Here is a 23,383-nt window from a genome sequence, read left to right as displayed (position 1 = left end):
AGGAGTCTGGGCATGGCTGGTGTAATGGATTCGGTGAACCAGCGCACGCAACTGGTGGGGCAGAATCGCCTGGAGCTGTTGTTGTTCCGTCTCGACGGCCAGCAGCTCTACGGGATCAACGTTTTCAAGGTTCGGGAAGTGCTGCAATGCCCGCAACTGACGCTGATGCCCAAGTCCAGTCCTGTCGTGTGCGGGGTGGCGAATATCCGGGGGGCGACCATTCCGATCCTTGATCTGGCGATGGCGACCGGCTCCGGTGCTTTGAAAGACAAGAACAGTCCGTTCGTGATCATCACGGAATACAACACCAAGACCCAGGGTTTCCTGGTGCGCTCGGTGGAACGTATCGTGAACATGAACTGGGAAGAGATTCATCCGCCGCCCAAGGGCACTGGGCGCGATCATTATCTGACTGCTGTGACTCGGGTCGACAATCAGTTAGTCGAAATCATCGACGTCGAGAAGGTGCTGGCGGAAGTCGCGCCGACGCCGGAAGCGATTTCGGTCGGCGTGGTGGATGTCGAGACCCAGAGCAAGGCATTGTCGTTGCGGGTGCTGACGGTCGATGACTCGTCGGTGGCGCGCAAGCAGGTGACGCGTTGCCTGCAGACGGTCGGCGTCGAAGTGGTGGCGTTGAACGACGGCAAGCAGGCGCTGGATTACCTGCGCAAGCTGGTCGACGAGGGCAAAAAGCCGGAAGAAGAGTTCCTGATGATGATCTCCGACATCGAAATGCCGGAGATGGACGGGTACACCCTGACGGCCGAGATCCGCAGCGACCCTCGCATGCAAAAGCTTCATATCATCCTGCATACTTCGTTGTCGGGTGTGTTCAATCAGGCGATGGTAAAGAAAGTCGGTGCCGATGACTTCCTGGCCAAGTTCCGTCCTGATGACCTGGCATCCCGGGTAGTCGACCGGATCAAAGCAGCAGATATCAGCTAAGGGCCTTCTGCCCTGGCGTTCAACACGATTTAAGAGGCGGCATCATTTGTCTACGGGTAATTTGGATTTCGAACAGTTCCGGGTCTTCCTGGAAAAAGCCTGTGGCATTTTGCTCGGTGAAAACAAGCAGTACCTGGTGTCGAGCCGTCTCAACAAACTGATGGAGCAGCAAGGCATCAAGTCCCTGGGTGAGCTGGTTCAGCGTATCCAGACCCAGCCGCGCAGCGGTTTGCGCGAGCAGGTGGTCGATGCCATGACGACCAACGAAACCCTGTGGTTTCGCGATACCTATCCGTTTGAAGTCTTGAAGAACAAGGTGCTGCCCGAGGCGATCAAGGCCAGCCCCAACCAGCGTCTGCGGATCTGGTCGGCGGCCTGCTCATCGGGTCAGGAACCCTATTCGCTGTCGATGTCGATCGATGAGTTCGAGCGGACCAACATCGGTCAGTTGAAGATGGGCGTGCAGATCGTTGCCACCGATCTGTCCGGCAGCATGCTGACCAACTGCAAGACCGGCGAGTACGACAGCCTGGCGATCGGTCGCGGTCTGTCCGCCGATCGTCTGCAGCGCTACTTCGACCCGAAAGGGCCGGGGCGCTGGGTGATCAAGGCGCCGATCAAGAACCGGGTGGAATTCCGCTCGTTCAACCTGCTCGACAGCTACGCAAGTCTGGGCAAGTTCGACATCGTGTTCTGCCGCAACGTGCTGATCTACTTCTCCGCCGAGGTGAAGAAGGACATCCTGTTGCGTATCCACAGCACGTTGAAGCCAGGCGGTTATCTGTTCCTTGGTGCTTCCGAAGCGCTGAACGGTTTGCCGGATCATTACCAGATGGTTCAGTGCAGCCCGGGGATCATCTACCAGGCGAAGTGATCAAGACCGGCAACACAAGAAGCGGGAGTCCTCAGGGGCTCTCGTTTTTTTATGCCTGAAGGTTTTGCCGGTGGTGGCAGGGCGGCAGAAAAGCGGCATCCGGCGGAAACCGGTTGCCGCTTTTCTGGCATTGCCGCGTTGCCGATTCCATGCAAAGCCCCGGATTATGGGGCTTTCTCAAACTGGCACGCCGCTTGCTACAACCCTGTTACGAAAAATCCGGTCACCTGAAGGTTCCCGACATGAGCATCAGCTTCGATAAAGCGCTCGGCATTCACGAAAAGGCTTTGGGCTTCCGCGCCCAGCGTGCCGAAGTGCTGGCCAACAACATCGCCAACGCCGACACCCCGAACTACAAGGCACGGGATCTGGAGTTCTCCAAAGTGCTCGAAGCACAGAGCCAGAAGAACGCCAACGGCACCATCGCCCTGAACATGACCAACAGCCGTCACATCGAAGCTGAAGGCCTGGGCAATGGCGACGAGTCGCTGATGTATCGCACGCCGATGCAGCCGTCGATCGACCAGAACACCGTGGACGCCCAACTGGAACAGTCGAACTACGCAGAAAACGCCGTCGGCTTCCAGGCCAGCTTCACCCTGCTCAACAGCAAATTCAAAGGGCTGGTGTCAGCCCTGCGCGGAGAGTAATCCATGTCCCTGTCCAGCGTTTTCAACATTGCCGGCAGCGGCATGAGCGCCCAGACCACCCGTCTCAACACCGTGGCGTCGAACATCGCCAACGCCGAGACCGTCTCGTCGAGCATCGACCAGACCTACCGTGCCCGTCACCCGGTATTCGCCACCATGTTCCAGGGCGGCCAGAGCGGCGGCAGCAATTCGTTGTTCCAGAACCAGGATGCAGCCGGTCAAGGCGTGCAAGTGCTTGGCGTGGTCGAAGACCAGAGCAACCTCGAAGCGCGCTACGAGCCGAACCATCCGGCGGCCGATGCCAAGGGCTACGTCTACTACCCGAATGTCAACGTGGTGGAAGAAATGGCTGACATGATTTCCGCGAGCCGGTCGTTCCAGACCAACGCCGAGATGATGAACACCGCCAAGACCATGATGCAGAAGGTACTGACCCTCGGTCAGTAATAAGGGGCGACTGCCATGAGTGTTACCGATACCACCAGCAGCCTGACGATGAACGACATACTGGCCAACTCTTCGAAGAAGACCAGTAGCACGACCACCGGCGGCATCGCTTCGGCCACCAACAGCTCGACTGGCGGCCAGGCCCTGGGCAAGGACGCGTTCCTGCAACTGCTGGTTACCCAGCTGAAGAACCAGAACCCGCTCGACCCGCAGGACAACAGCGCATTCGTTGCCCAGCTGGCGCAGTTCAGCAGCCTTGAGGGGATCACCACCCTCAACAGCACCGTCAGCTCGCTGGCCGGCAACTACAACTCGTCGCAAGCCCTGCAGGCTTCTTCGCTGGTGGGTCGCAACGTGATCGTGCAGACCAACACTGTTCAGCTGGATGACCCGAGCAAAGGCATGACGGGTTCGGTCACCGTTCCGTCGTCGATCGCCGGCGGTACCGTCTCCATCACCGACAGCAGCGGCGCCGTTGTTCGCACCATCGATCTGGGCAGTCGCGCCGCAGGCAATGCGAGCTTCACATGGGATGGCAAGGACAAGGACGGCAACCTGGTGAAAACCGGTACCTACACCGTCAAGGCGAACGCCTCGATCAACGGCACCGCGACCGATATGGCGACCTACCTGCCAGCCACGGTCACCAGCGTGACGATCAGCCAGACCGGCGGCGAGCTGATGCTCAACCTGTCCGGCAAGGGCACCGTTGCCCTGTCCAAAGTACAAACCATTGGTATATAGAGCCGACTAACCGGCACAAAGGAGTGGAATATGTCTTTCAATATCGGCCTTAGCGGTCTCTATGCAGCCAACAAACAACTGGACGTGACCGGCAACAACATCGCCAACGTCGCGACCGCCGGTTTCAAATCGTCCCGTGCAGAATTCGAAGACGTCTACTCGGCCACTCGCCTGGGTAGCGGCAGCAAGGTCATCGGTAACGGTGTGCGTCTGGCCAACGTTTCCCAGCAGTTCACCCAGGGCGACATCAACAACACCGGCAACGTGCTGGACATGGGCATCAACGGTTCGGGTTTCTTCACTCTGAGCAACAACGGTTCGATCTCCTACACCCGTGCCGGTACGTTCAAGGTCGACAAGGACGGTTTCATCACCAACACCGACTACACCTCGCGTCTGCAAGGCTACGGTGTGGACTCCAACGGCAAGATCATCAACGGCGTGTTGACCGATCTGAAGATCGACACCTCGAACCTGGCACCGAAGTCCACCTCGCTGGTGACCTCGACCATCAACCTGAACTCGACCGCTCCGGTGATCGACGATACGGCCGCAACTGGCGTACCGTTCGATCCAACGAATACCGCGTCTTACACCAAGTCATTCAGCACGCCTATCTATGACAGCCAGGGCAACCAGCACACCATGGATCAATACATGGTCAAGACCGGTGCCAACACCTGGAAGGTCTACACCCTGGTGGACGGTCGTAACCCGGACGCTACCGGCAGTGATCCAAAGGTCACCGCGCCAGTGGCTTCCACCATGACCTTCGACTCCACTGGCAAACTGACTCAGGTCAGCACTCCACCGGCTACGATCAGCAGTGACCTGAAGCTCACCGGCTGGGTGCCTGGGAGTGTGACCAACGGTGTATGGACTGCCAACGGCGCTTCGGCGAACCCGGCCGGCATCACCATCTCCATGGCCAAGACCACTCAGTACAACGCTGACACCGCGCGATCGATCCCGACTCAGGATGGCTACGCCACCGGCCAGATTACCAACCTGACCATCGATGGCACCGGTACGCTGTTCGCCAACTTCAGCAACAACCAGAGCAAGGCCATCGGCCAGGTTGCGCTGGCCAGCTTCACCAACGAACAGGGCCTGCAGCCTATCGGCGGTACCAGCTGGAAAGAGACTTTCGCTTCGGGTATCCCGGGCTACGACGCACCGGAAACCGGCACCCTGGGTTCGGTCGTATCCAACTCGCTGGAAGAGTCGAACGTTAACCTGACCAATGAGCTGGTTGATCTGATCAAGGGTCAGAGCAACTATCAGGCGAACGCCAAGACCATTTCGACCCAGAGCACTATAATGCAGACCATTATTCAGATGACCTGAGGCAAGGTACTCGCGACAAGGAAAACCGACGCTGTGGCGTCGGTTTTTTTATGTCTTTTTTTTGTGGAACTCATGACCTTTGCCGATAACGATTCGTGCGTATCGAATCCTGGTGCGCAACCTGCTCCATTGAGCCGGGAGATTATTCTGCGAGATGGAGATCAGGCATTTTTAGCCCTTCTGCTTCACACTTAAACAAGGACGATGTAATGGCGATAATCAACGGAACTCCCGGTGCAGATACTCTGACAGGAACTGCGGACGCTGATCAGATGCGAGGTTTAGCGGGGAATGATGTTCTGAATGCCGGAGACGGTAACGATGTATTAATGGGAGGGGACGGCGCTGACCAACTCATTGGCGGCGCAGGTTTTGACATCGCCAGTTATGAGGATGTGCCCACCAGCGTGGGTGTGAGCCTGAACCTGAAAACCGGTGTGCATACCGGCTTCGCGGCAGGCGATACCTTTGTCGGTATCGAAAGCTATCGAGGTTCGAACTACAACGATACGTTCTACGCCAGTGCTGCGGCCGACAACCTCGACGGCTACAACGGCACCGACACGCTGAGTTACGCGCAGTCGGAACAGGGCATCAACATCACCATGACGGCCGCGCGGTCGGGTACCGGTCTGGGTGGCGACGCTCAGGGCGACACTTTCTCCGACTTCGAAAACATTATCGGTACGAACTACAACGACGTGTTTACCGCATCGGCTGGTACCACAACCTTCTACGGCGGCGCCGGCAACGACGTGTACATCATCAACGGTTCCGCCAGTCAGAACGTGGTGGAAATGGCCGGTGGTGGTGATGATGAAGTCCGTACCACCCTGAACGTTATCACCCTGGTGTCGGAGGTCGAGCGCCTTACGTTCACCGGGACAGGTAATTTCATCGGGCGTGGCAATGCATCGGACAACGTCATCACCGGTGGTGCCGGAAATGACACCCTGATGGGCGGCGCAGGTGCCGACCAACTGATTGGCGGTGCAGGTTTTGACATCGCCAGTTATGAGGATGTGCCCACCAGCGTGGGTGTGAGCCTGAACCTGAAAACCGGTGTTCATACCGGCTTCGCAGCAGGCGATACCTTTGTCGGTATCGAAAGCTATCGAGGTTCGAACTACAACGATACGTTCTACGCCAGTGCTGCGGCCGACAACCTCGACGGCTACAACGGCACCGACACGCTGAGTTACGCGCAGTCGGAACAGGGCATCAACATCACCATGACGGCCGCGCGGTCGGGTACCGGTCTGGGTGGCGACGCTCAGGGCGACACTTTCTCCGACTTCGAAAACATCATCGGTACGAACTACAACGACGTGTTTACCGCATCATCTGGTACCACAACCTTCTACGGCGGCGCCGGCAACGACGTGTACATCATCAACGGTTCCGCCAGTCAGAACGTGGTGGAAATGGCCGGTGGTGGTGATGATGAAGTCCGCACCACCTTGAACATCATCACCCTGGCTCCAGAGGTCGAGCGCTTGACGTTCACCGGGACAGGTAACTTTATCGGTACTGGCAACGCATCCGATAACATCATTACCGGCGGTGCCGGCAATGACACCCTGAAGGGGGGGGCAGGTGCCGACCAGTTCAACGGTGGAGAGGGTTTCGACACAGTAAGTTATGCCGATAGCACGACAGGATTAACCATCAACACGAAAACCGGTCTTCATACCGGAATTGCGGCCGGCGATGTCTACTCCAGTATTGAAGCCATCATTGGTTCGAACTTCAGTGATGTGTTTGTTGGGGACGCGGGGGTCAACCGCTTCGACGGCGGTAGCGGCATGGACATGCTGAGCTTCGCCGACGAGAGTACCGGCATTGTTCTTGATTTGAGTGCGCCGATTCTGACCGGGATTGCTGCGGGCGATATCTATTCGTCCATCGAAATATTCCAGGGAACTTCTCAGACTGACAGTTTTACCGGCAGCGCGGCAGCAGCGGAAAACTTTGTCGGTGGCGCGGGCGCGGATCTTTTGACGGGCGTGGGACGAGGTGATGGTGCCTGGTATCTGACAAGTGCAGGGAGCGTGCAAATCAATTTGCTGGATGGAACTGCTTCGGGCGGTGACGCTCAAGGTGATGTATTAATCAATATCGATAATCTGATGGGGTCGAACTTCAACGATTCGCTGACGGGCAATGCCTATTCGAACAAGCTGGAAGGTGGAGCCGGTAACGACGTTATTTATGGCGGTGACGGAGATGACGTTATCTACGGCGGCACTGCCACCGATACCAGCGCTTTTGGTGGCCAGCCAATCAGAGGTGTTCAAGCCGATATGCTCTACGGTGGTAACGGCAACGACACAATGCGAAGCGCTGACGATGACGCTGGTAGCGTTCTATATGGCGAATCCGGGAATGACAATATCACTGTGTCGTCCGCAATTGCCGATGGCGGTGACGGCAACGATACATTGACCGGCACGGGGTATGGTTATGTGCTCCAGGGTGGGGCCGGTTCAGATATGTTGAACTTGCATGGTTCTGGTGACGCTTTGGGGGGCGAGGGTGGTGATGCTTACATCGTCTTCTCCAAAACTATGGTTGGTATTCAAGACCTGGGGAGCACGGGTATCGATACCGTTACCCTGAAGAACATCCAGAGCCTCAGTGAGGTCCGGATCGTCAAAAATGATCTGGGAGCTTATATCTTCAACGCAGCTGACCTGCAAAGCGGTAATCTGGACTCCGGCGTGTTCCTCAAAGACTGGTACAAAGGCGCCAACACAATCGAAACTTTCTACACCAACAACGGTGAGTCATTCACCATTCCGGTAGTAGGGCAGGCATCGGCCGAGCTGTCGATGGTCTGACGGTAAGTCGCTACTCGCAAAAAAACGGCGAACCTGTGATTCAGGGTTCGCCGTTTTTTTTTGCCTTGAGTTGTTTTCACCGGGCAAAAGAAACCCCCGACAAACCGGAAGTCTGTCGGGGGTTTCTCGGATCAGGCGTTTCGCAACGCCCGATTCAGCTCAGCTTATTGGCAAGCTTCGCAATCCGGCTCGTCGATGGCGCAAGCCTTCGGCACTGGAGCCGGGCCGGCAGGGGCTGCCAGGACCGAGTCGTCGCCGTGGTTGCCACCGGCGGAAACAGCGTTCAGCTTGCCGGTGTTGATGGTCGACTTCTCGGTGCTGGTCGCGGCCAGGGCACGGAGGTAGTAGGTGGTTTTCAGACCACGGTACCAAGCCATGCGGTAGGTCACGTCGAGTTTCTTGCCCGATGCGCCGGCGATGTACAGGTTCAGCGACTGGGCCTGGTCGATCCACTTCTGACGACGGCTGGCGGCGTCAACGATCCACTTGGTGTCCACTTCGAACGCGGTCGCGTAGAGCTCTTTGAGTTCTTGCGGGATGCGCTCGATCTGCTGAACCGAACCGTCGTAGTACTTCAGGTCGTTGATCATGACCGAGTCCCACAGACCGCGAGCCTTCAGGTCGCGAACCAGGTACGGGTTGATCACGGTGAATTCGCCCGACAGGTTCGATTTCACATACAGGTTCTGGTAGGTCGGTTCGATCGACTGCGATACGCCGGTGATGTTGGCGATGGTCGCGGTCGGTGCGATGGCCATGATGTTCGAGTTACGGATGCCTTTCTGCACACGGGCGCGAACCGGTGCCCAGTCCAGGGACTCGGTCAGGTCGACGTCGATGTACTTCTGGCCACGTGCTTCGATCAGGATCTGTTGCGAATCCAGCGGCAGTACGCCTTTGGACCACAGCGAACCCTGGAACGTCTCGTACGAGCCGCGCTCGTCGGCCAGGTCGCAGGAAGCCTGGATCGCGTAGTAGCTGACCGCTTCCATCGACTTGTCGGCGAACTCGACGGCAGCGTCGGAACCGTAAGGGATGTGCTGCAGGTACAGCGCGTCCTGGAAGCCCATGATGCCCAGGCCGACCGGACGGTGACGGAAGTTGGAGTTCTTCGCCTGCGGAACCGAGTAGTAGTTGATGTCGATCACGTTGTCGAGCATGCGCACGGCGACGTCGATGGTGCGCTTGAGCTTGGCGGTGTCCAGCTTGCCGTCGACGATGTGGTTCGGCAGGTTGATCGAGCCCAGGTTGCAGACCGCGATCTCGTCCTTGTTGGTGTTCAGGGTGATCTCGGTGCACAGGTTCGAGCTGTGAACAACGCCGACGTGCTGCTGCGGGCTACGCAGGTTGCACGGGTCTTTGAAAGTCAGCCATGGGTGGCCGGTTTCGAACAGCATCGACAGCATCTTGCGCCACAGGTCTTTGGCCTGGATGGTCTTGAACAGTTTGACCTTGCCCGGGTACTCGGTCAGGGCTTCATAGTACTCGTAGCGCTCTTCGAAGGCCTTGCCGGTCAGGTCGTGCAGGTCCGGTACTTCGGACGGCGAGAACAGGGTCCACTTGCCGTCATCGAAGACGCGCTTCATGAACAGGTCAGGGATCCAGTTGGCAGTGTTCATGTCGTGGGTACGACGACGGTCATCACCGGTGTTCTTGCGCAGCTCGATGAACTCTTCGATGTCCATGTGCCAGGTTTCCAGGTAGGCACACACAGCGCCTTTGCGCTTGCCACCCTGGTTAACGGCGACGGCGGTGTCGTTCACCACTTTGAGGAACGGAACCACGCCTTGCGATTTGCCGTTGGTGCCCTTGATGTACGAACCCAGCGCACGCACCGGAGTCCAGTCGTTGCCCAGGCCGCCGGCGAATTTCGACAGCATGGCGTTGTCGTGGATCGCGTGGTAGATGCCCGACAGGTCATCCGGAACGGTGGTCAGGTAGCAGCTCGACAGCTGTGGACGCAGGGTGCCGGCGTTGAACAGGGTCGGGGTCGACGCCATGTAGTCGAACGAGGACAGCAGGTTGTAGAACTCGATCGCACGGTCTTCTTTCTGCTTCTCTTCGATCGCCAGGCCCATGGCCACACGCATGAAGAAGATCTGCGGCAGTTCGAAACGCACGCCATCCTTGTGGATGAAGTAACGGTCGTACAGGGTCTGCAGGCCCAGGTAGGTGAATTGCTGGTCGCGCTCGTGGTTGATCGCCTTGCCCAGTTTTTCCAGGTCGAAGTCGGCCAGCACAGGGTTCAGCAGTTCGAACTCGATACCTTTGGCGACGTAGGCCGGCAGGGCCTTGGCGTACAGGTCGGCCATCTCGTGGTGAGTGGCGCTTTCGGCGACGTTCAGGAAGCCCAGGCCTTCGGCACGCAGGGTGTCCATCAGCAGGCGGGCAGTCACGAACGAGTAGTTCGGCTCGCGCTCGACCAGGGTGCGCGCGGTCATTACCAGGGCGGTGTTGACGTCGTTCAGGGCCACGCCGTCGTACAGGTTCTTCAGGGTTTCGCGCTGGATCAGGTCGCCGTCGACTTCGGCCAGACCTTCGCAGGCTTCGGTGACGATGGTGTTCAGGCGGCCCATGTCCAGAGGCGCAAGGCTGCCGTCGGCGCGGGTGATGCGGATCGACGGGTGAGCCTGGACCGGGGTTTCGGCGGTGGTGCGGGTGGCGCGCTCTTTCGAACGGGCGTCACGGTAGATCACGTAGTCGCGAGCCACTTTCTGCTCGCCGGCGCGCATCAGGGCCAGTTCGACCTGGTCCTGGATTTCTTCGATGTGGATGGTGCCGCCCGATGGCATGCGACGCTTGAAGGTCGCGGTGACCTGTTCGGTCAGGCGGGCAACGGTGTCGTGGATTCGCGACGAAGCGGCAGCGGTGCCGCCCTCAACTGCGAGAAACGCTTTGGTGATAGCGACGGTGATCTTGTCATCGGTGTAAGGAACGACAGTGCCATTACGCTTGATCACGCGCAGTTGGCCAGGCGCGGTGGCAGCCAGATCCGAATTCGAATCGGCGGCCTGCGGCAAGGTGCCCTGCGGGTTCTCGCGAGTTGTGTCGGTTTGCATGGGTGTCTCCACGTTCTCTATGTTTGTTTGGGCACCATCACGGTGCCCACCGTTCCGTCCTGAAGCACTACGACCGGCAGTTGCCGGGTAACGACTTCGGAACAGTTCAGGAAGGGGGCCTTGTGGGCGCCGCTTCCATGCCGAAGTCTTCGGTTCGCGCGATACGCGTGAAACCGCATTCCGTTCTGGGGGCAGTTTCGGACTGCAACACCCGTACCGTTATCGTCGTGGTCGACTGAAAAACGGCAGCCATCCGCAGGAGCGGTTTGGTCTACTGAAAATCTGTTTGGTTCCACCCGACAATGGCAATAAAAAGGCTTGAACTCACTGCCGGGTTTGTGATTGGTTTTTTAACGCCAACCCCTACATGTAGGGTTTTTTTTAGCGCGGGCTACAAGATAATGCGTTTTGGGGGGCGATTGCAACGGACAGCCTGTGGATAACCCTGTGCGTAAATTGTGTGCGAAACAGGGAAAACCTTTGTAGGCCGTGAACCTGCTGAGCTAGACCGTTTGTCACTGTTTTTTCTTCGGGAAAAACGCTTCAGCGGATTTTTAAGGGCGCGAACCCTATCACAGAATCCGAGCTTCTCCGAACGCATTTACCGACTTGTTTTCTCGCTGTACGCCGTTTATACAATCGGCCCATGCGCACGCATTCTTATCCTCCTTAAAGATGACAAAAAGACGGGAGGATCCTTCCTTTATAAGCAGCATCGGCAAGCAGAGGTCACCCGTGGAGCAAGAAGCCTGGCAGGTATTGATAGTCGAGGACGACCAGCGTCTGGCCGAACTGACCCGCGAATACCTGCAAGCCAACGGATTGCGCGTGGAGATCGAAGGCAACGGTGCACTGGCGGCGGCGCGGATCATCAAGGAACAGCCGGACCTGGTGATCCTCGACCTGATGCTGCCCGGTGAAGACGGCCTGAGCATTTGCCGCAAAGTACGCGACAAGTACGACGGGCCGATCCTGATGCTCACCGCTCGCACTGACGATGCCGACCAGATCCTCGGTCTCGATATCGGTGCTGATGACTATGTCTGCAAACCGGTGCGCCCACGACTGTTGCTGGCGCGCATCCAGGCGTTGCTGCGACGCAGTGACACACCGGAACCCGTTTCGGGGAATCCGCGCCGTCTGCAATTCGGCCCGCTGGTGGTGGACAACGCCTTGCGCGAAGCCTGGCTGAGCGACAGCGGCATCGAGCTGACCAGCGCCGAATTCGATCTGCTGTGGCTGCTGGTGTCCAACGCCGGACGGATCCTGTCCCGGGAAGAAATTTTCACCGCGCTGCGCGGCATCGGCTACGACGGCCAGGACCGCTCGATCGATGTGCGCATCTCGCGCATCCGTCCGAAGATCGGCGATGACCCCGATCACCCGCGCTTGATCAAGACCATCCGCAGCAAAGGCTACCTGTTCGTGCCGGAAGCCTGCGCAGACCTGCCGCTGTGAATTCGATCTTCCTGCGCATCTATGGCGGCATGTGCGCGGCGCTGATTCTGGTGGCGGTGCTCGGTGTGCTGGCGCTGCACCTGCTCAATCAGGTGCGCAGCGAGCAATACCGCGAGCGTCTGGCCCACGGCACATTTTCGCTGATGGCCGACAACCTGCAACCGATGAACGAAACAGAGCGCCATCGCGCCTTGCTGGTGTGGGAGCGGCTGCTCGGGATTCCGCTGGCGCTGAAGACCTTTGCCCAGACCGACCTCGACCTGACCCAGCGCACTCGGGTGCAGCGCGGGCAGGCGCTGGTCGAACAGACCGGCCCGCATGCGGCCAAGGTCTATCGACTGGTCAGCGACAAGGATCAACTGGTGCTGGTGGGCGAGGTGCAGCAGATCAGCGAGCAACTGGCCCGGGCAACCATTTACTTGTTGGCCGATGAACTGGTGCGGGTGCCGGTGGGCGAGCAGCCCAAACGGCTGGCGCAATTGAAGGAAGACAAAGGCTTCGGTTTCGACTTGCGGCTGGTCACCGTCAGCGATGCCGACATGGACGAAGACCAGAGCCGTCGGGTGGCCGAGGGCGATACGGTGATGGCGCTGGGCAAGGGCGGCGATTCGATCCGGGTGTTCGCCGGCATGGTCGGCACGCCGTGGGTGCTGGAAATCGGGCCGTTGTATCAGATGAATCCGTACCCGCCGGAGTGGCTGGTGCTGATCGCCGCCCTCGGCCTGACCCTGATCGGCCTGATCGTCTATTTATTGGTGCGCCAGCTCGAGCGACGTTTGCGCGGGCTCGAAGCCGCTGCCACGCGAATCGCCAAAGGCAGCCTGGAAACTCGCGTACCGGCCCGGGGTGCCGACTCGGTGGGCAAACTGGCAGCGGCGTTCAACGGCATGGCCGAGCACTTGCAGCAGTTGCTCGCCATTCAACGTGAACTGGTGCGCGCGGTGTCCCACGAATTGCGCACGCCGGTGGCGCGTCTGCGTTTCGGTCTGGAGATGATCGGCTCGGCCACCACCCCGCAGGCGCTGGAAAAATACCGCGAGGGCATGGATCACGACATCGAGGACCTCGACAAACTGGTCGACGAAATGCTCACGTACGCCCGGCTGGAGCAGGGGTCGCCGGCGCTGACGTTCCAGCGCATCGATCTGGATGCACTGGTCAATCAGGTGATCGAAGAGTTGGCGCCTCTACGCGCCGAAGTCACGGTGCAGCGCGGCCTGTGTCTGTCGGCAGCCGATTGCGACGATGCCTGGGTCGAGGCCGAGCCGCGCTATCTGCATCGGGCCCTGCAGAATCTGGTGGGTAATGCCATGCGCCATGCGCGCTCGAAGGTCACGGTCAGTTTTCAGGTCGGGCAGATGCGTTGCCGGGTGGATGTCGAGGACGACGGCCCCGGTGTGCCGGAAACCGCCTGGGAGAAAATCTTCACGCCGTTTTTGCGCCTGGACGACAGTCGTACCCGCGCGTCCGGTGGGCATGGCCTAGGCCTGTCGATCGTGCGCCGGATCATCCACTGGCATGACGGCCGGGCGCTGATCGGCAAGAGCAAGAGTCTGGGCGGGGCGTGCTTCAGCCTGAGCTGGCCGAGGAATCAGGAGCGGCGCTGAATCTCGCATTGGTCAAGCTGACCCATTCGCGAGCAAGCTCGCTCCTACAGGTCAGCGGGCTTCGGGTGGGAGCGAGCTTGCTCGCGATAGGGCCATTCCAAACAGTACAAACCTTCAGGCAGGAATGCTGACCAGGCTCAGCAACTGCCCGTCCTGCACCCCGAATTGCGCATCGAGTTCGGTGCCGTTGCGCCATTCGCTGGAAAGGTCCGTCAGCAACCGCAAACGCACATGACCGTGCTCATTCCACTCCAGCACCTCGGCGTGTTCGAAGTAGAAGCGCTGCTGCACGATCGGGTACAGCGCCTTGAACAGGCTTTCTTTCACCGAAAAGGTCAGGGTCACCCAGAGCGCGATCTGATCTCGAGAACCGGCGGCCATGCGCTGCATTTCCGGTGGGGTCAGGATCTCTGCGGCCAGTCGCTCGGCGCGTTCGGCGTTGAGCAGGTTTTCCAGGTCCATGCCCAGCCCGCGCCAGTGCTGTTTGTTGGCGACAATCGCCGCCGCGCGGCCGGTGCTGTGGGTGATCGAGCCGCAGATGTGTGCCGGCCAAATGGGCGCGCGATCCTCGCCGATCGCCGGAACGCTGCTTGAGCCTTCCAGCTGCTGCAACGCCGCCCGGGCGCAAATCCGCCCGGCGAGGAATTCCGCCTGCCGCTTGGCCACCGAACGCTGGATACTCGGCGGTGGCTCGATGGCGCTGCGGCGAAAGTCATCGCCGAGCAGTTGTGACGGATCGAAATGGGTGCTCAGCAGCACAGTGTCGGGCAATACCGTCGGCAGCGGCCAATGGGCATCGAGCGGCGTGCAGCAGGCGGGGAGGAATGGGCTGGCAGTCATGTCGGGCATTTTGCCGGGTTGTCTTCTGGCTGGATAGTGCCGACATGATCGTTCCCACGCTCTGCGTGGGAATGCCGCCCGGGACGCTCCGCGTCCCTTCGCCGGGTGACGCAGAGCGTCACTGTATGCATTCCCACGCAGAGCGTGGGAACGATCAGCGTTTGAGGGCGACCGGGTTCAGCCGAAAATCTTCTTGAAGAACGCCTGCATGTCCGCCCAGGATTTTTCATCGGCAGCCTTGTTGTAGCCGATATCCGGGCCACCGTGATCGCCGTGGCTCAGGCGATCCGCGTCGGGATTGCTGAACCCGTGCTTGGCGCCGTCGAGGCTGACGAATTGATAGTCGGCGCCGGCCTTGTCCATTTCCGACTTGAACGCCGCGACGTTGTCCGGGGTGACCATGCTGTCCAGCGCGCCGTGCTCGACGAGGACTTTCGCCTTCACGCTGCCAGGCGTGGCTGGGGTCTTGGTGGCCAGCGCACCGTGGAAACTCACCACACCGGCCAGCGGCACACCCTGACGCGCCGCATTCAGCACCACGCCACCGCCGAAGCAGTAACCGATGGCGGCGACTTTATCCTTGTCGGTCTGCGGCTGTTTCTTCAACAGATCCAGCCCGGCCTGAAAGCGCTTGCTGGCCGCATCAGCGTTTTGCGTAGCCGCCTGCATGAACGCCATCGCATCTTTCGGGTGCTCGGTGTTCTTGCCCTCACCGTACATGTCGATGGCCAGCGCGCTGTAGCCAAGCCCGGCGAGATCCCGGGCGCGGCGCTTGGCGTAGTCGTTCAGGCCCCACCATTCATGCACCACCACCACGCCGGGGCGCGGGCCCTTGATCGCGTCGTCGTAGGCGTAGTAACCGATCAGCTTCGTGCCGTCGGCACTCTGATAGGGGATTTCCTCGGTCTTGATCGCAGCCTGGCTGAGGCCGCTGAAGACGAGCAGGGCGAGGGTTAATAGCAGGCGCATGATCGGGTCTCCTGACAATAAAGGGTCAAAACAGCCTAGTTCATTTCATTCAGGCGAGGTTCAGAGAGCGTTCAGGGGCGGTACAGGGGAGGGCCAGTAACCTTGCGCCATACCCGAAGAGCACAACTGAGGAACACTCAATGACTCGTTTGAACAAACTGCTGCTGGCTTTCACCGTCATGAGCGCAAGCATCGCCGCCCATGCCGACACCACCACCAATTTCGCCGGCCTGACCTTTGGCCAGACCAGCGACAAGATCAAAAAATCCAACGCCCTGAACGACAACCTCGGCCACCCGGATGCCACTGCGGCCATCGACGGCAATAACACCTACGGCCTGCGCCTGGGTCAGCAAAATAGCCAGGGTCGCTACTACGCCACCTACGACAACGTGTCCGGCTCGCACAATGGCATTAAACTGCGCCAGGAAAACCTGCTGGGCAGCTACGATCTGTTCTACCCGGTGGGCGGCAGCACCAAGCTGTTCGGCGGTGCGACCGCGGGCCTGACCAAGCTGACTCAGGATTCGCCGGGCTACAGCCGCGACAGCGACATCGGTTACGCCGTCGGCGGCCAGTTCGGTGTGCTGCAGCAAGTCTCGCAGAACACCTCGGTCGAACTCGGTTACCGTTATCTGCGCAGCAACGCCAGCACCGAGATGAAAGAGAGCGGCGGCAGCAAGCAAGGCTCGCTGGATTTGACCAGCAGCGCCCAGACTTACCTGTCGGCCAACTACGCTTTCTAAAGCGCGGTTTGCTCTGGCCCCTGTGGGAGCGGGCTTGCTCGCGAAAGCGGTCTGTCAGTCGACAACAATGTTGGCTGATACATCGCCTTCGCGAGCAGGCCCGCTCCCGCAGGCGGTTGTCTGGAGATTTCGTTTTACCCGGGAGAAGGTTATGAAACTGTTGGTCGTCGAAGATGAAGCGCTGTTGCGCCATCACCTGCAAACCCGCCTGACGGAGAGCGGTCACGTGGTCGAGTCCGTGGCCAACGCCGAAGAGGCGTTGTACCAGACCGGGCAATTCAACTTTGACCTGGCGGTGATCGACCTCGGCCTGCCGGGCATGGGCGGGCTCGACCTGATCCGCCAGTTGCGCTCGGGCGGCAAGACCTTTCCGATCCTGATCCTCACCGCGCGCGGCAACTGGCAGGACAAGGTCGAAGGCCTGGCCGCCGGCGCCGACGATTACGTGGTCAAGCCGTTCCAGTTCGAAGAACTCGAAGCGCGGCTCAATGCGTTGCTGCGCCGTTCCAGCGGTTTCACCCAGTCGACCATCATCGCCGGCCCGCTGTTGCTGGATCTGAATCGCAAGCAGGCGACCCTTGATGAGCAACCGCTGGCACTGACCGCCTACGAATACCGGATCCTCGAATACCTCATGCGTCATCACCAGCAAGTGGTGCCCAAGGATCGGTTGATGGAGCAGTTGTACCCGGATGACGACGAGCGCGATCCGAACGTGATCGAAGTGCTGGTCGGCCGTCTGCGCCGCAAGCTCGAAGGCCCGGCGGGGTTCAAGCCGATCGACACCGTGCGCGGCCTCGGCTATCTGTTCAATGAGCGCTGCACTTGATCCGTTCCCTTCGCGTCCGGTTGATGCTCGCCGCCACCACCCTGGCGGTGTTGTTCATGCTCGCGTTGCTCCCGGCGATGCAGGGCGCGTTCAGCCTGGCGCTGCAGGACTCGATCGAGCAGCGGCTGGCGTCGGACGTCACCACGCTGATCTCCGCCGCGCGGGTTGAAAACAACCGCTTGATGATGCCGGCACAGTTGCCCGACGAGCGCTTCAACCTTACTGACAATCGCCTGCTCGGTTACATCTATGACCGCGAAGGGCATCTGGTCTGGCGTTCGAAGGGCACCCAGGAAGAGAAGATCAACTACACGCCGCGCTACGATGGCCTCGGCAACGAGTTCGCGCGGATCCGTGAGGCCAACGGTCAGGAATTCTTCGTCTACGACGTTGAAGTCAAACTGCTCGGCGGCAAGAGCGCGGCCTTCAGTATCGTGGCCCTGCAACCGGTGCGCGAATACGAAACCACCCTCGAAGGTCTGCGCGAAAATCTCTACCTCGGTTTTGGTGCGGCGCTGTTGGTGCTGCTCGCCTTGCTGTGGATCGGCCTGACCTGGGGCTTGAAAGCCTTGCGCCGGCTCAGTCAGGAACTCGACGAAATCGAAGGCGGAACCCTCGAAAGCCTCAGCGAACAGCACCCGCGCGAACTGCTGCGCCTGACCGGTTCCCTCAACCGCCTGCTGCACAGCGAGCGTCAACAGCGCAGCCGTTACCGCGATTCCCTCGACGATCTGGCCCACAGCCTGAAAACCCCGCTGGCGGTGTTGCAAGGTGTCAGCGAAGACATGGCCCAGCGTCCTGAAGACCGCGATCAGGCCTGGGTGCTGCAGACCCAGATCGAACGCATGAGCCAGCAGATCGGCTACCAGTTGCAACGCGCCAGCCTGCGCAAAAGTGGCCTGGTGCGCCATCAGGTTCGCCTGCGGCCGGTGCTGCAAAGCCTGTGCGACACACTGGACAAGGTCTACCGCGACAAACACGTACGCGTCGCCTTCGATCTGCCGGAGCACTGCTACGTGCCGATCGAGCAGGGCGCCTTGCTGGAAATGATGGGCAATCTGCTGGAAAACGCCTATCGCCTGTGCCTGGGCGAAGTGCGTATCAGCGTGCGCGAAAGCCATTCCGGAAGCGAACTGTGCATCGAAGACGACGGCCCCGGCGTACCACCGGATCAGCGTGCGCGCATTCTCGAGCGTGGCGAACGGCTGGATCGCCAGCACCCGGGGCAGGGCATCGGGCTTGCGGTAGTCAAGGACATCATCGAGAGCTACAGCGCCAAATTGACCCTAGGGGACTCGCCGATGGGCGGGGCGGCGTTCAGGATTCATTTTCCGGCGGTGTGACGGCCTACTGCTCCTGCGCCCGATACGCCCCCGGCGTCAGCCCCGTCCATTTCTTGAACGCCCGATGAAACGCCGACGGCTCGGAGAACCCGAGCTGTTCGGCGATCTGTTGCAACGACAGATCCGCTCGCCCCAGGTGATAAATCGCGATGTCCCGGCGCAACTGATCCTTCAATTCCTGAAAGCTGGTGCCTTCTTCGCGCAAATGCCGGCGCAGGGTTTGCGGGCTGATGTGCAGGTGCGCGGCCACCGCTTCGAGGTCCGGCCAGCGTGCGCTGTCATGGCTGAGCAAGCGTCGCAGTCGGCTGCTCAGGCTGTTGCCGTCGTCCGGGCGGGACAGCAGGTCGGCGGGGGAGCGTTCGAGGAAATGCTTGAGGGTGCGTTCATCCTGCAACAGCGGCATGTGCAGATAGCGGCTGTGAAACACCAGGCTGCTGTGCGTTGCCGAAAATTCCAGCGGGCAGGAAAACAGCAGATCGTATTCCGCCCCGTGCGCCGGTTTCGGGTAGCTGAAGCTCGCCTGTTCCAGACGAATCCGCTGGCCGATCAGCCAACTGCCGAGGCGATGCCAGATCACCAGCAGGCTCTCGCTGAGAAAGTGATCCGGGTCCCATAACTGCGCATCGTCGAGGCTCAGGCGCACCCATTCGTCTTCATGGGTCAGGGTCAGACGCGGGGCTTCGGGGAATAGGCTATAAAACAATAAGCCGCGTTGCAGAGCCTTCTCCAGGCTACGGCAATGAATGATGGCGTGGCACATCATGGCGAAGCTGCCGGGTTTGCTCGGTGCATTGCCAAAGCCCAGGTATTCGTCGTCCAGGGCCAGCCACAGGTTCTGGATCAGTTGGGTGAATTGCTCCGGGGCGATCCGCGCGCGCGGCTCGTCGAGCAGTTCGGGGCTGATGCCCAGTTGCTGCAGCAGGTCCGAATAGTCGTAACCCGAGCGCCGTGCGCCACCGAGGGCGGCGCGGGCAAAGTGACTGGCGATGGTGCGTTCGCGCATGGGCGGCAGATCCTTCCTCTGGCGACCGATGGTAGCGGCTGCCTTTGATCGGTAACAAGGCGGATTTCCGCCAAATTGTAGGACGAGGTCGGGTGAGTTGGCGGAAATCCGCCACACTCGAGTAACCGGTTAGTGACAAAAAAATACCCGCATCCCCTGATATCAAAAGGCTTGCAGCGATTTGCACCAAAGTGGCACGACGTTTGCGATAAGAGCGACAGAAGCGTGCGCCGAGCCGGTCCGGAAAGCGCCGTTCGACACAACAAATCCCTCCAGTGCAGGAGGGTTCGCAATTCAAGTGTCGCGTTCAACAGATGGATGTTGCTACGCGGGACTCTTGAGGAACTTTGCAATGACGACTCGTCAGCCACTGTACAAATCCCTGTATTTCCAGGTGATCGTCGCAATTTGTATCGGTATCGCGCTCGGCCACTATTACCCGCAGTTCGGCGTGGCGGTAAAACCGCTGGGTGACGGGTTCATCAAACTGATCAAAATGATCATCGCCCCGATCATCTTCTGCACCGTGGTCAGCGGCATCGCCGGCATGCAAAGCATGAAATCGGTTGGCAAGACCGGCGGTTATGCACTCCTGTACTTCGAGATCGTTTCGACCATCGCCCTGCTGGTCGGCTTGATCGTGGTCAACATCGTGCAACCGGGCAACGGCATGCACGTCGATGTCAGCACGCTGGACGCCTCGAAAGTCGCGACCTATGTACAACAAGGTGCTGACCAGAGCGTCGTCGGCTTCCTGCTCAACGTAATCCCGAACACCATCGTCGGCGCGTTCGCCACCGGTGACATCCTGCAAGTGCTGATGTTCTCGGTGATCTTCGGTTTTGCCCTGCACCGCCTGGGCGCCTACGGCAAGCCGATCCTGGACTTCATCGATCGCTTCGCCCACGTGATGTTCAACATCATCAACATGATCATGAAGCTCGCGCCGATCGGTGCCTTCGGTGCGATGGCGTTCACTATCGGTGCCTACGGCGTCGGCTCGCTGGTGCAGCTGGGTCAACTGATGATCTGCTTCTACATCACCTGCCTGGCGTTCATCCTGATCGTGCTCGGCGGTATCGCCCGCATGCACGGCTTCAGCGTGCTGAAGATGATCCGCTACATCCGTGAAGAACTGCTGATCGTGCTGGGTACTTCCTCGTCGGAATCGGTACTGCCACGCATGCTGATCAAGATGGAGCGTCTGGGCGCGAAGAAATCGGTAGTGGGTCTGGTGATCCCGACCGGCTACTCGTTCAACCTCGACGGCACCGCGATCTACCTGACCATGGCGGCCGTGTTCATCGCTCAGGCGACCGACACCCACATGGACATCACTCACCAGATCACTCTGCTGGTGGTGTTGCTGTTGTCCTCCAAAGGCGCAGCCGGTGTGACCGGTTCTGGCTTCATCGTACTGGCGGCCACCCTGTCGGCGGTAGGTCACCTGCCGGTGGCCGGTCTGGCGCTGATCCTGGGTATCGACCGCTTCATGTCCGAAGCCCGTGCCTTGACCAACCTGGTCGGCAACGCCGTTGCAACCATCGTTGTGGCCAAGTGGGTCAAGGAACTGGACACCGACGTGCTGGATGCCGAGCTGGCGTCGGGCGGTCGCGGTATCGCCGATACCCGGCCTGAAGATGACCTGGGCGTGGCCGAAGGCCCGACCCCGAGCAATGTGAAGTAAGCATCGCTTGAATGGAAAAACCCGCTTCGGCGGGTTTTTTCTTGCCTGCTGTATGAGCGCAACGGTCAGCGCAACTGATGGATCCGGTAATTGCCCCATCGCCGATGGCTGCCTAGGCTGCATGCATCGTTGATGGAGATCGCCCATGTCTGCACCGTTGGCCTCACTGAAGATTCTGGATTTCTCGACCCTATTGCCGGGGCCGTTCGCCTCGCTGCTGCTGGCGGACATGGGCGCCGACGTGCTGCGCATCGAATCGCCGACCCGCCTCGACCTGGTGCGGGTCTTGCCGCCCCACGATCACGGCGTTTCGGCCAGTCATGCCTATCTCAACCGCAACAAGCGCAGCCTGGCACTGGACCTTAAGCAGCCCGAAGCGCTTGAGCTGGTGAAGCAGTTACTGGCGGATTACGACATCGTGCTGGAGCAGTTTCGCCCCGGTGTGATGGAGCGGCTGGGGCTGGGTTACGAGGCGCTGAAGGCGATCAATCCGAAGCTGATTTATCTGTCGATCACCGGTTACGGCCAGACCGGGCCGTACAAGGATCGCGCCGGCCACGACATCAACTATCTGGCCCTGGCCGGGCTCTCCAGTTACACCGGGCGCGCCGACAGCGGGCCGTTGCCGCTGGGCATGCAGGTGGCGGATGTTGCGGGCGGCTCGCTGCACGGGGTGATCGGCCTGTTAGCGGCGGTAATTTCTCGCCAGCAGACCGGGCAGGGCACCCATCTGGACGTGAGCATGACCGACTGTGCATTCAGCCTCAACGCCATGGCCGGTGCCGGGTATCTGGCGTGCGGCGAGGAGCCGGGTTGGGAGGATCAGATGCTCAATGGCGGCAGCTTCTACGACTATTACCGCTCCCGCGACGGGCGCTGGATGTCGGTGGGCAGTCTGGAGCCAGCCTTCATGCAGCAACTGTGTGCGGCGTTGGGCCGGCCTGAGTTGGCGGCGCAGGGCTTGTCACCCAAGCCTGAGCAACAACGCGCGCTGAAGGACGCCTTGAAGGTCGAGTTCGAAAAGCATGATTTTGCCGAACTGTGCGAGCTGTTCGCCGGGATCGATGCCTGCGTCGAACCGGTGTTGAACCTGGGGGAAGCGGTGCAGCATCCGCAATTGCAGGCGCGGGAACTGGTGACGCAGGTGCCGCGTGGGGATGGCTCGGCGCAGGCGCAGATCGCTTGCCCGTTGAAGTTCTCCGAAGCATTGCCGGCGCCGCGGCATGTCGGCGCGGCGCTGGGGCAGCATACGGATCAGGTGTTGGCGGAGTTGGGGTTGAGTGCTGAGCGGATTGCCGAATTACGTGCCGCGAAAGTCGTCGCGTAGCTCGCGGCTCCCAGTTAGCGGATCATTCCCACGCTCTGCGTGGGAATGTATCCCGTGACGCTCTGCGTCACAGTGGACGCGGAGCGTCCATGGCGGCATTCCCACGCAGAGCGTGGGAACGAGATGGGGACTTACTCGACCCGCATCTCGCCACTGAACACCAATGTGTTCCGGCATCTGCGGCACAAATACCGCCGCCCCTGCCGGACCAGACTGTGACGCTGCGCCGAAAACGGAAAATCGCTATCCGCACACGGGCATTTATAGATGTAACGGGTCACGCTGCGGCGCTTGACTTCATAGGTATGGCAGCGGTCCGGCGGCAACTCATAGACCCCGCGCATGATCAATTGCCACTCCTCGCCATGGGGCTGGATGCGGTCGCCGAACAGTTGATGGGCGATCAGGTGCGCGACTTCGTGGGCCACGGTCTGCTTGAGGAAATGTTCGGTGTTTTCCCGGTACAGCTGCGGATTGAAGCGCAGCAGGTTCTCGTGCAGATGCGCGACCCCGGCTTTTTGCCCGCGCAGCTTGAGGCTCACCACGGGGCGTTTGAAGGGACGTTTGAAAAAGGATTCAGCGAGTTGGAAACAGTCTTCGACGCGGGTATTGAGTTGCTCGGGCATGCTTGATGGATCTCCAGAGGTTTGGAGTATGCCGCAACCGTC

At 60.0% G+C, this 23,383-nt stretch carries 19 protein-coding genes; 14 read left to right on the top strand and 5 right to left on the bottom strand.

What is annotated here, in order from left to right; translation table 11 throughout:
* The first annotated feature begins 12 nt into the window (after positions 1-12).
* From CAF63_RS04755 to CAF63_RS04725, 7 genes are all read left to right on the top strand, one after another.
* Entirely contained in the window at positions 13-945 is a 933-nt protein-coding gene (locus CAF63_RS04755; protein ID WP_007960326.1) for a chemotaxis protein CheV, read from the top strand.
* 46 nt (positions 946-991) lie between these two features.
* Entirely contained in the window at positions 992-1,819 is an 828-nt protein-coding gene (cheR, locus tag CAF63_RS04750; RefSeq protein WP_085683589.1) for a protein-glutamate O-methyltransferase CheR, read from the top strand.
* A 242-nt stretch (positions 1,820-2,061) separates the two neighbouring features.
* Positions 2,062-2,469 carry a flagellar basal body rod protein FlgB gene (flgB, locus tag CAF63_RS04745; RefSeq protein ID WP_007960328.1) on the top strand — a complete coding sequence of 136 codons (408 nt, stop codon included), beginning with the start codon at positions 2,062-2,064 and terminating at the stop codon, positions 2,467-2,469.
* Positions 2,470-2,472: 3 nt separating this feature from the next.
* A complete protein-coding gene (gene flgC / locus CAF63_RS04740; RefSeq protein WP_054593596.1) occupies positions 2,473-2,916 on the top strand; it encodes a flagellar basal body rod protein FlgC in 444 nt (147 codons plus the stop codon).
* 15 nt (positions 2,917-2,931) lie between these two features.
* Positions 2,932-3,660: a flagellar hook assembly protein FlgD gene (flgD, locus tag CAF63_RS04735; protein ID WP_085683588.1), complete on the top strand. Its 729-nt coding sequence runs from the start codon at positions 2,932-2,934 to the stop codon at positions 3,658-3,660.
* 30 nt (positions 3,661-3,690) lie between these two features.
* The gene (gene flgE / locus CAF63_RS04730; RefSeq protein WP_085683587.1) at positions 3,691-5,007 is read left to right on the top strand and encodes a flagellar hook protein FlgE; all 1,317 of its coding nucleotides are present in this window, start codon (positions 3,691-3,693) and stop codon (positions 5,005-5,007) included.
* A gap of 209 nt (positions 5,008-5,216) precedes the next feature.
* Positions 5,217-7,847, top strand: coding sequence for a calcium-binding protein (locus CAF63_RS04725; protein ID WP_085683586.1), 2,631 nt, complete (start codon positions 5,217-5,219; stop codon positions 7,845-7,847).
* 164 nt (positions 7,848-8,011) lie between these two features.
* On the opposite strand, the gene CAF63_RS04720 is transcribed toward CAF63_RS04725, so the two are convergent.
* Positions 8,012-10,906 carry a ribonucleoside-diphosphate reductase subunit alpha gene (locus CAF63_RS04720; RefSeq protein WP_085683585.1) on the bottom strand — a complete coding sequence of 965 codons (2,895 nt, stop codon included), beginning with the start codon at positions 10,904-10,906 and terminating at the stop codon, positions 8,012-8,014.
* Between the two features lie 735 nt (positions 10,907-11,641).
* On the opposite strand from CAF63_RS04720, the gene CAF63_RS04715 reads away from it, so the two are divergent.
* On the top strand, positions 11,642-12,364 hold the full coding sequence (locus CAF63_RS04715) for a response regulator (RefSeq protein WP_085683584.1): 723 nt from the start codon (positions 11,642-11,644) through the stop codon (positions 12,362-12,364).
* Positions 12,361-13,971 (top strand): ATP-binding protein, encoded by a 1,611-nt coding sequence (locus tag CAF63_RS04710; RefSeq protein ID WP_085683583.1) that lies wholly within the window; start codon positions 12,361-12,363, stop codon positions 13,969-13,971. Before CAF63_RS04715 ends, CAF63_RS04710 begins: the two co-directional genes overlap by 4 nt.
* A 114-nt stretch (positions 13,972-14,085) precedes the next feature.
* On the opposite strand, the gene CAF63_RS04705 is transcribed toward CAF63_RS04710, so the two are convergent.
* Positions 14,086-14,811: a 4'-phosphopantetheinyl transferase gene (locus CAF63_RS04705; protein WP_085683667.1), complete on the bottom strand. Its 726-nt coding sequence runs from the start codon at positions 14,809-14,811 to the stop codon at positions 14,086-14,088.
* A 177-nt stretch (positions 14,812-14,988) separates the two neighbouring features.
* Entirely contained in the window at positions 14,989-15,780 is a 792-nt protein-coding gene (locus tag CAF63_RS04700) for a dienelactone hydrolase family protein (RefSeq protein WP_085683582.1), read from the bottom strand.
* Between the two features lie 140 nt (positions 15,781-15,920).
* On the opposite strand from CAF63_RS04700, the gene CAF63_RS04695 reads away from it, so the two are divergent.
* The 3 genes from CAF63_RS04695 to CAF63_RS04685 all read left to right on the top strand — a co-directional run bounded on the left by CAF63_RS04695 (position 15,921) and on the right by CAF63_RS04685 (position 18,698).
* The gene (locus CAF63_RS04695; protein WP_085683581.1) at positions 15,921-16,526 is read left to right on the top strand and encodes a hypothetical protein; all 606 of its coding nucleotides are present in this window, start codon (positions 15,921-15,923) and stop codon (positions 16,524-16,526) included.
* A gap of 151 nt (positions 16,527-16,677) precedes the next feature.
* A complete protein-coding gene (locus CAF63_RS04690) occupies positions 16,678-17,355 on the top strand; it encodes a response regulator transcription factor (protein WP_085683580.1) in 678 nt (225 codons plus the stop codon).
* On the top strand, positions 17,352-18,698 hold the full coding sequence (locus CAF63_RS04685; protein ID WP_085683579.1) for an ATP-binding protein: 1,347 nt from the start codon (positions 17,352-17,354) through the stop codon (positions 18,696-18,698). Before CAF63_RS04690 ends, CAF63_RS04685 begins: the two co-directional genes overlap by 4 nt.
* A gap of 4 nt (positions 18,699-18,702) precedes the next feature.
* On the opposite strand, the gene CAF63_RS04680 is transcribed toward CAF63_RS04685, so the two are convergent.
* Positions 18,703-19,701, bottom strand: a complete 999-nt coding sequence (locus tag CAF63_RS04680) for an AraC family transcriptional regulator (protein WP_085683578.1) — start codon at positions 19,699-19,701, stop codon at positions 18,703-18,705.
* A gap of 352 nt (positions 19,702-20,053) precedes the next feature.
* On the opposite strand from CAF63_RS04680, the gene CAF63_RS04675 reads away from it, so the two are divergent.
* On the top strand, positions 20,054-21,388 hold the full coding sequence (locus CAF63_RS04675) for a dicarboxylate/amino acid:cation symporter (protein WP_085683577.1): 1,335 nt from the start codon (positions 20,054-20,056) through the stop codon (positions 21,386-21,388).
* Positions 21,389-21,533: 145 nt separating this feature from the next.
* Complete coding sequence (locus CAF63_RS04670) at positions 21,534-22,715, top strand: CaiB/BaiF CoA-transferase family protein (RefSeq protein WP_085683576.1); 1,182 nt, start codon at positions 21,534-21,536, stop codon at positions 22,713-22,715.
* Between the two features lie 131 nt (positions 22,716-22,846).
* Here the strand turns inward: CAF63_RS04670 and CAF63_RS04660 are convergent, their stop codons facing one another.
* Positions 22,847-23,341 (bottom strand): SprT family zinc-dependent metalloprotease, encoded by a 495-nt coding sequence (locus CAF63_RS04660; protein ID WP_007957760.1) that lies wholly within the window; start codon positions 23,339-23,341, stop codon positions 22,847-22,849.
* Positions 23,342-23,383 lie beyond the last annotated feature (42 nt).

Source organism: Pseudomonas sp. B20(2017) (assembly GCF_002113125.1).
GTDB lineage: Bacteria > Pseudomonadota > Gammaproteobacteria > Pseudomonadales > Pseudomonadaceae > Aquipseudomonas.
Note: the sequence above shows the minus strand (reverse complement) of the source record. Positions and strands in the feature narration are given on the sequence as shown.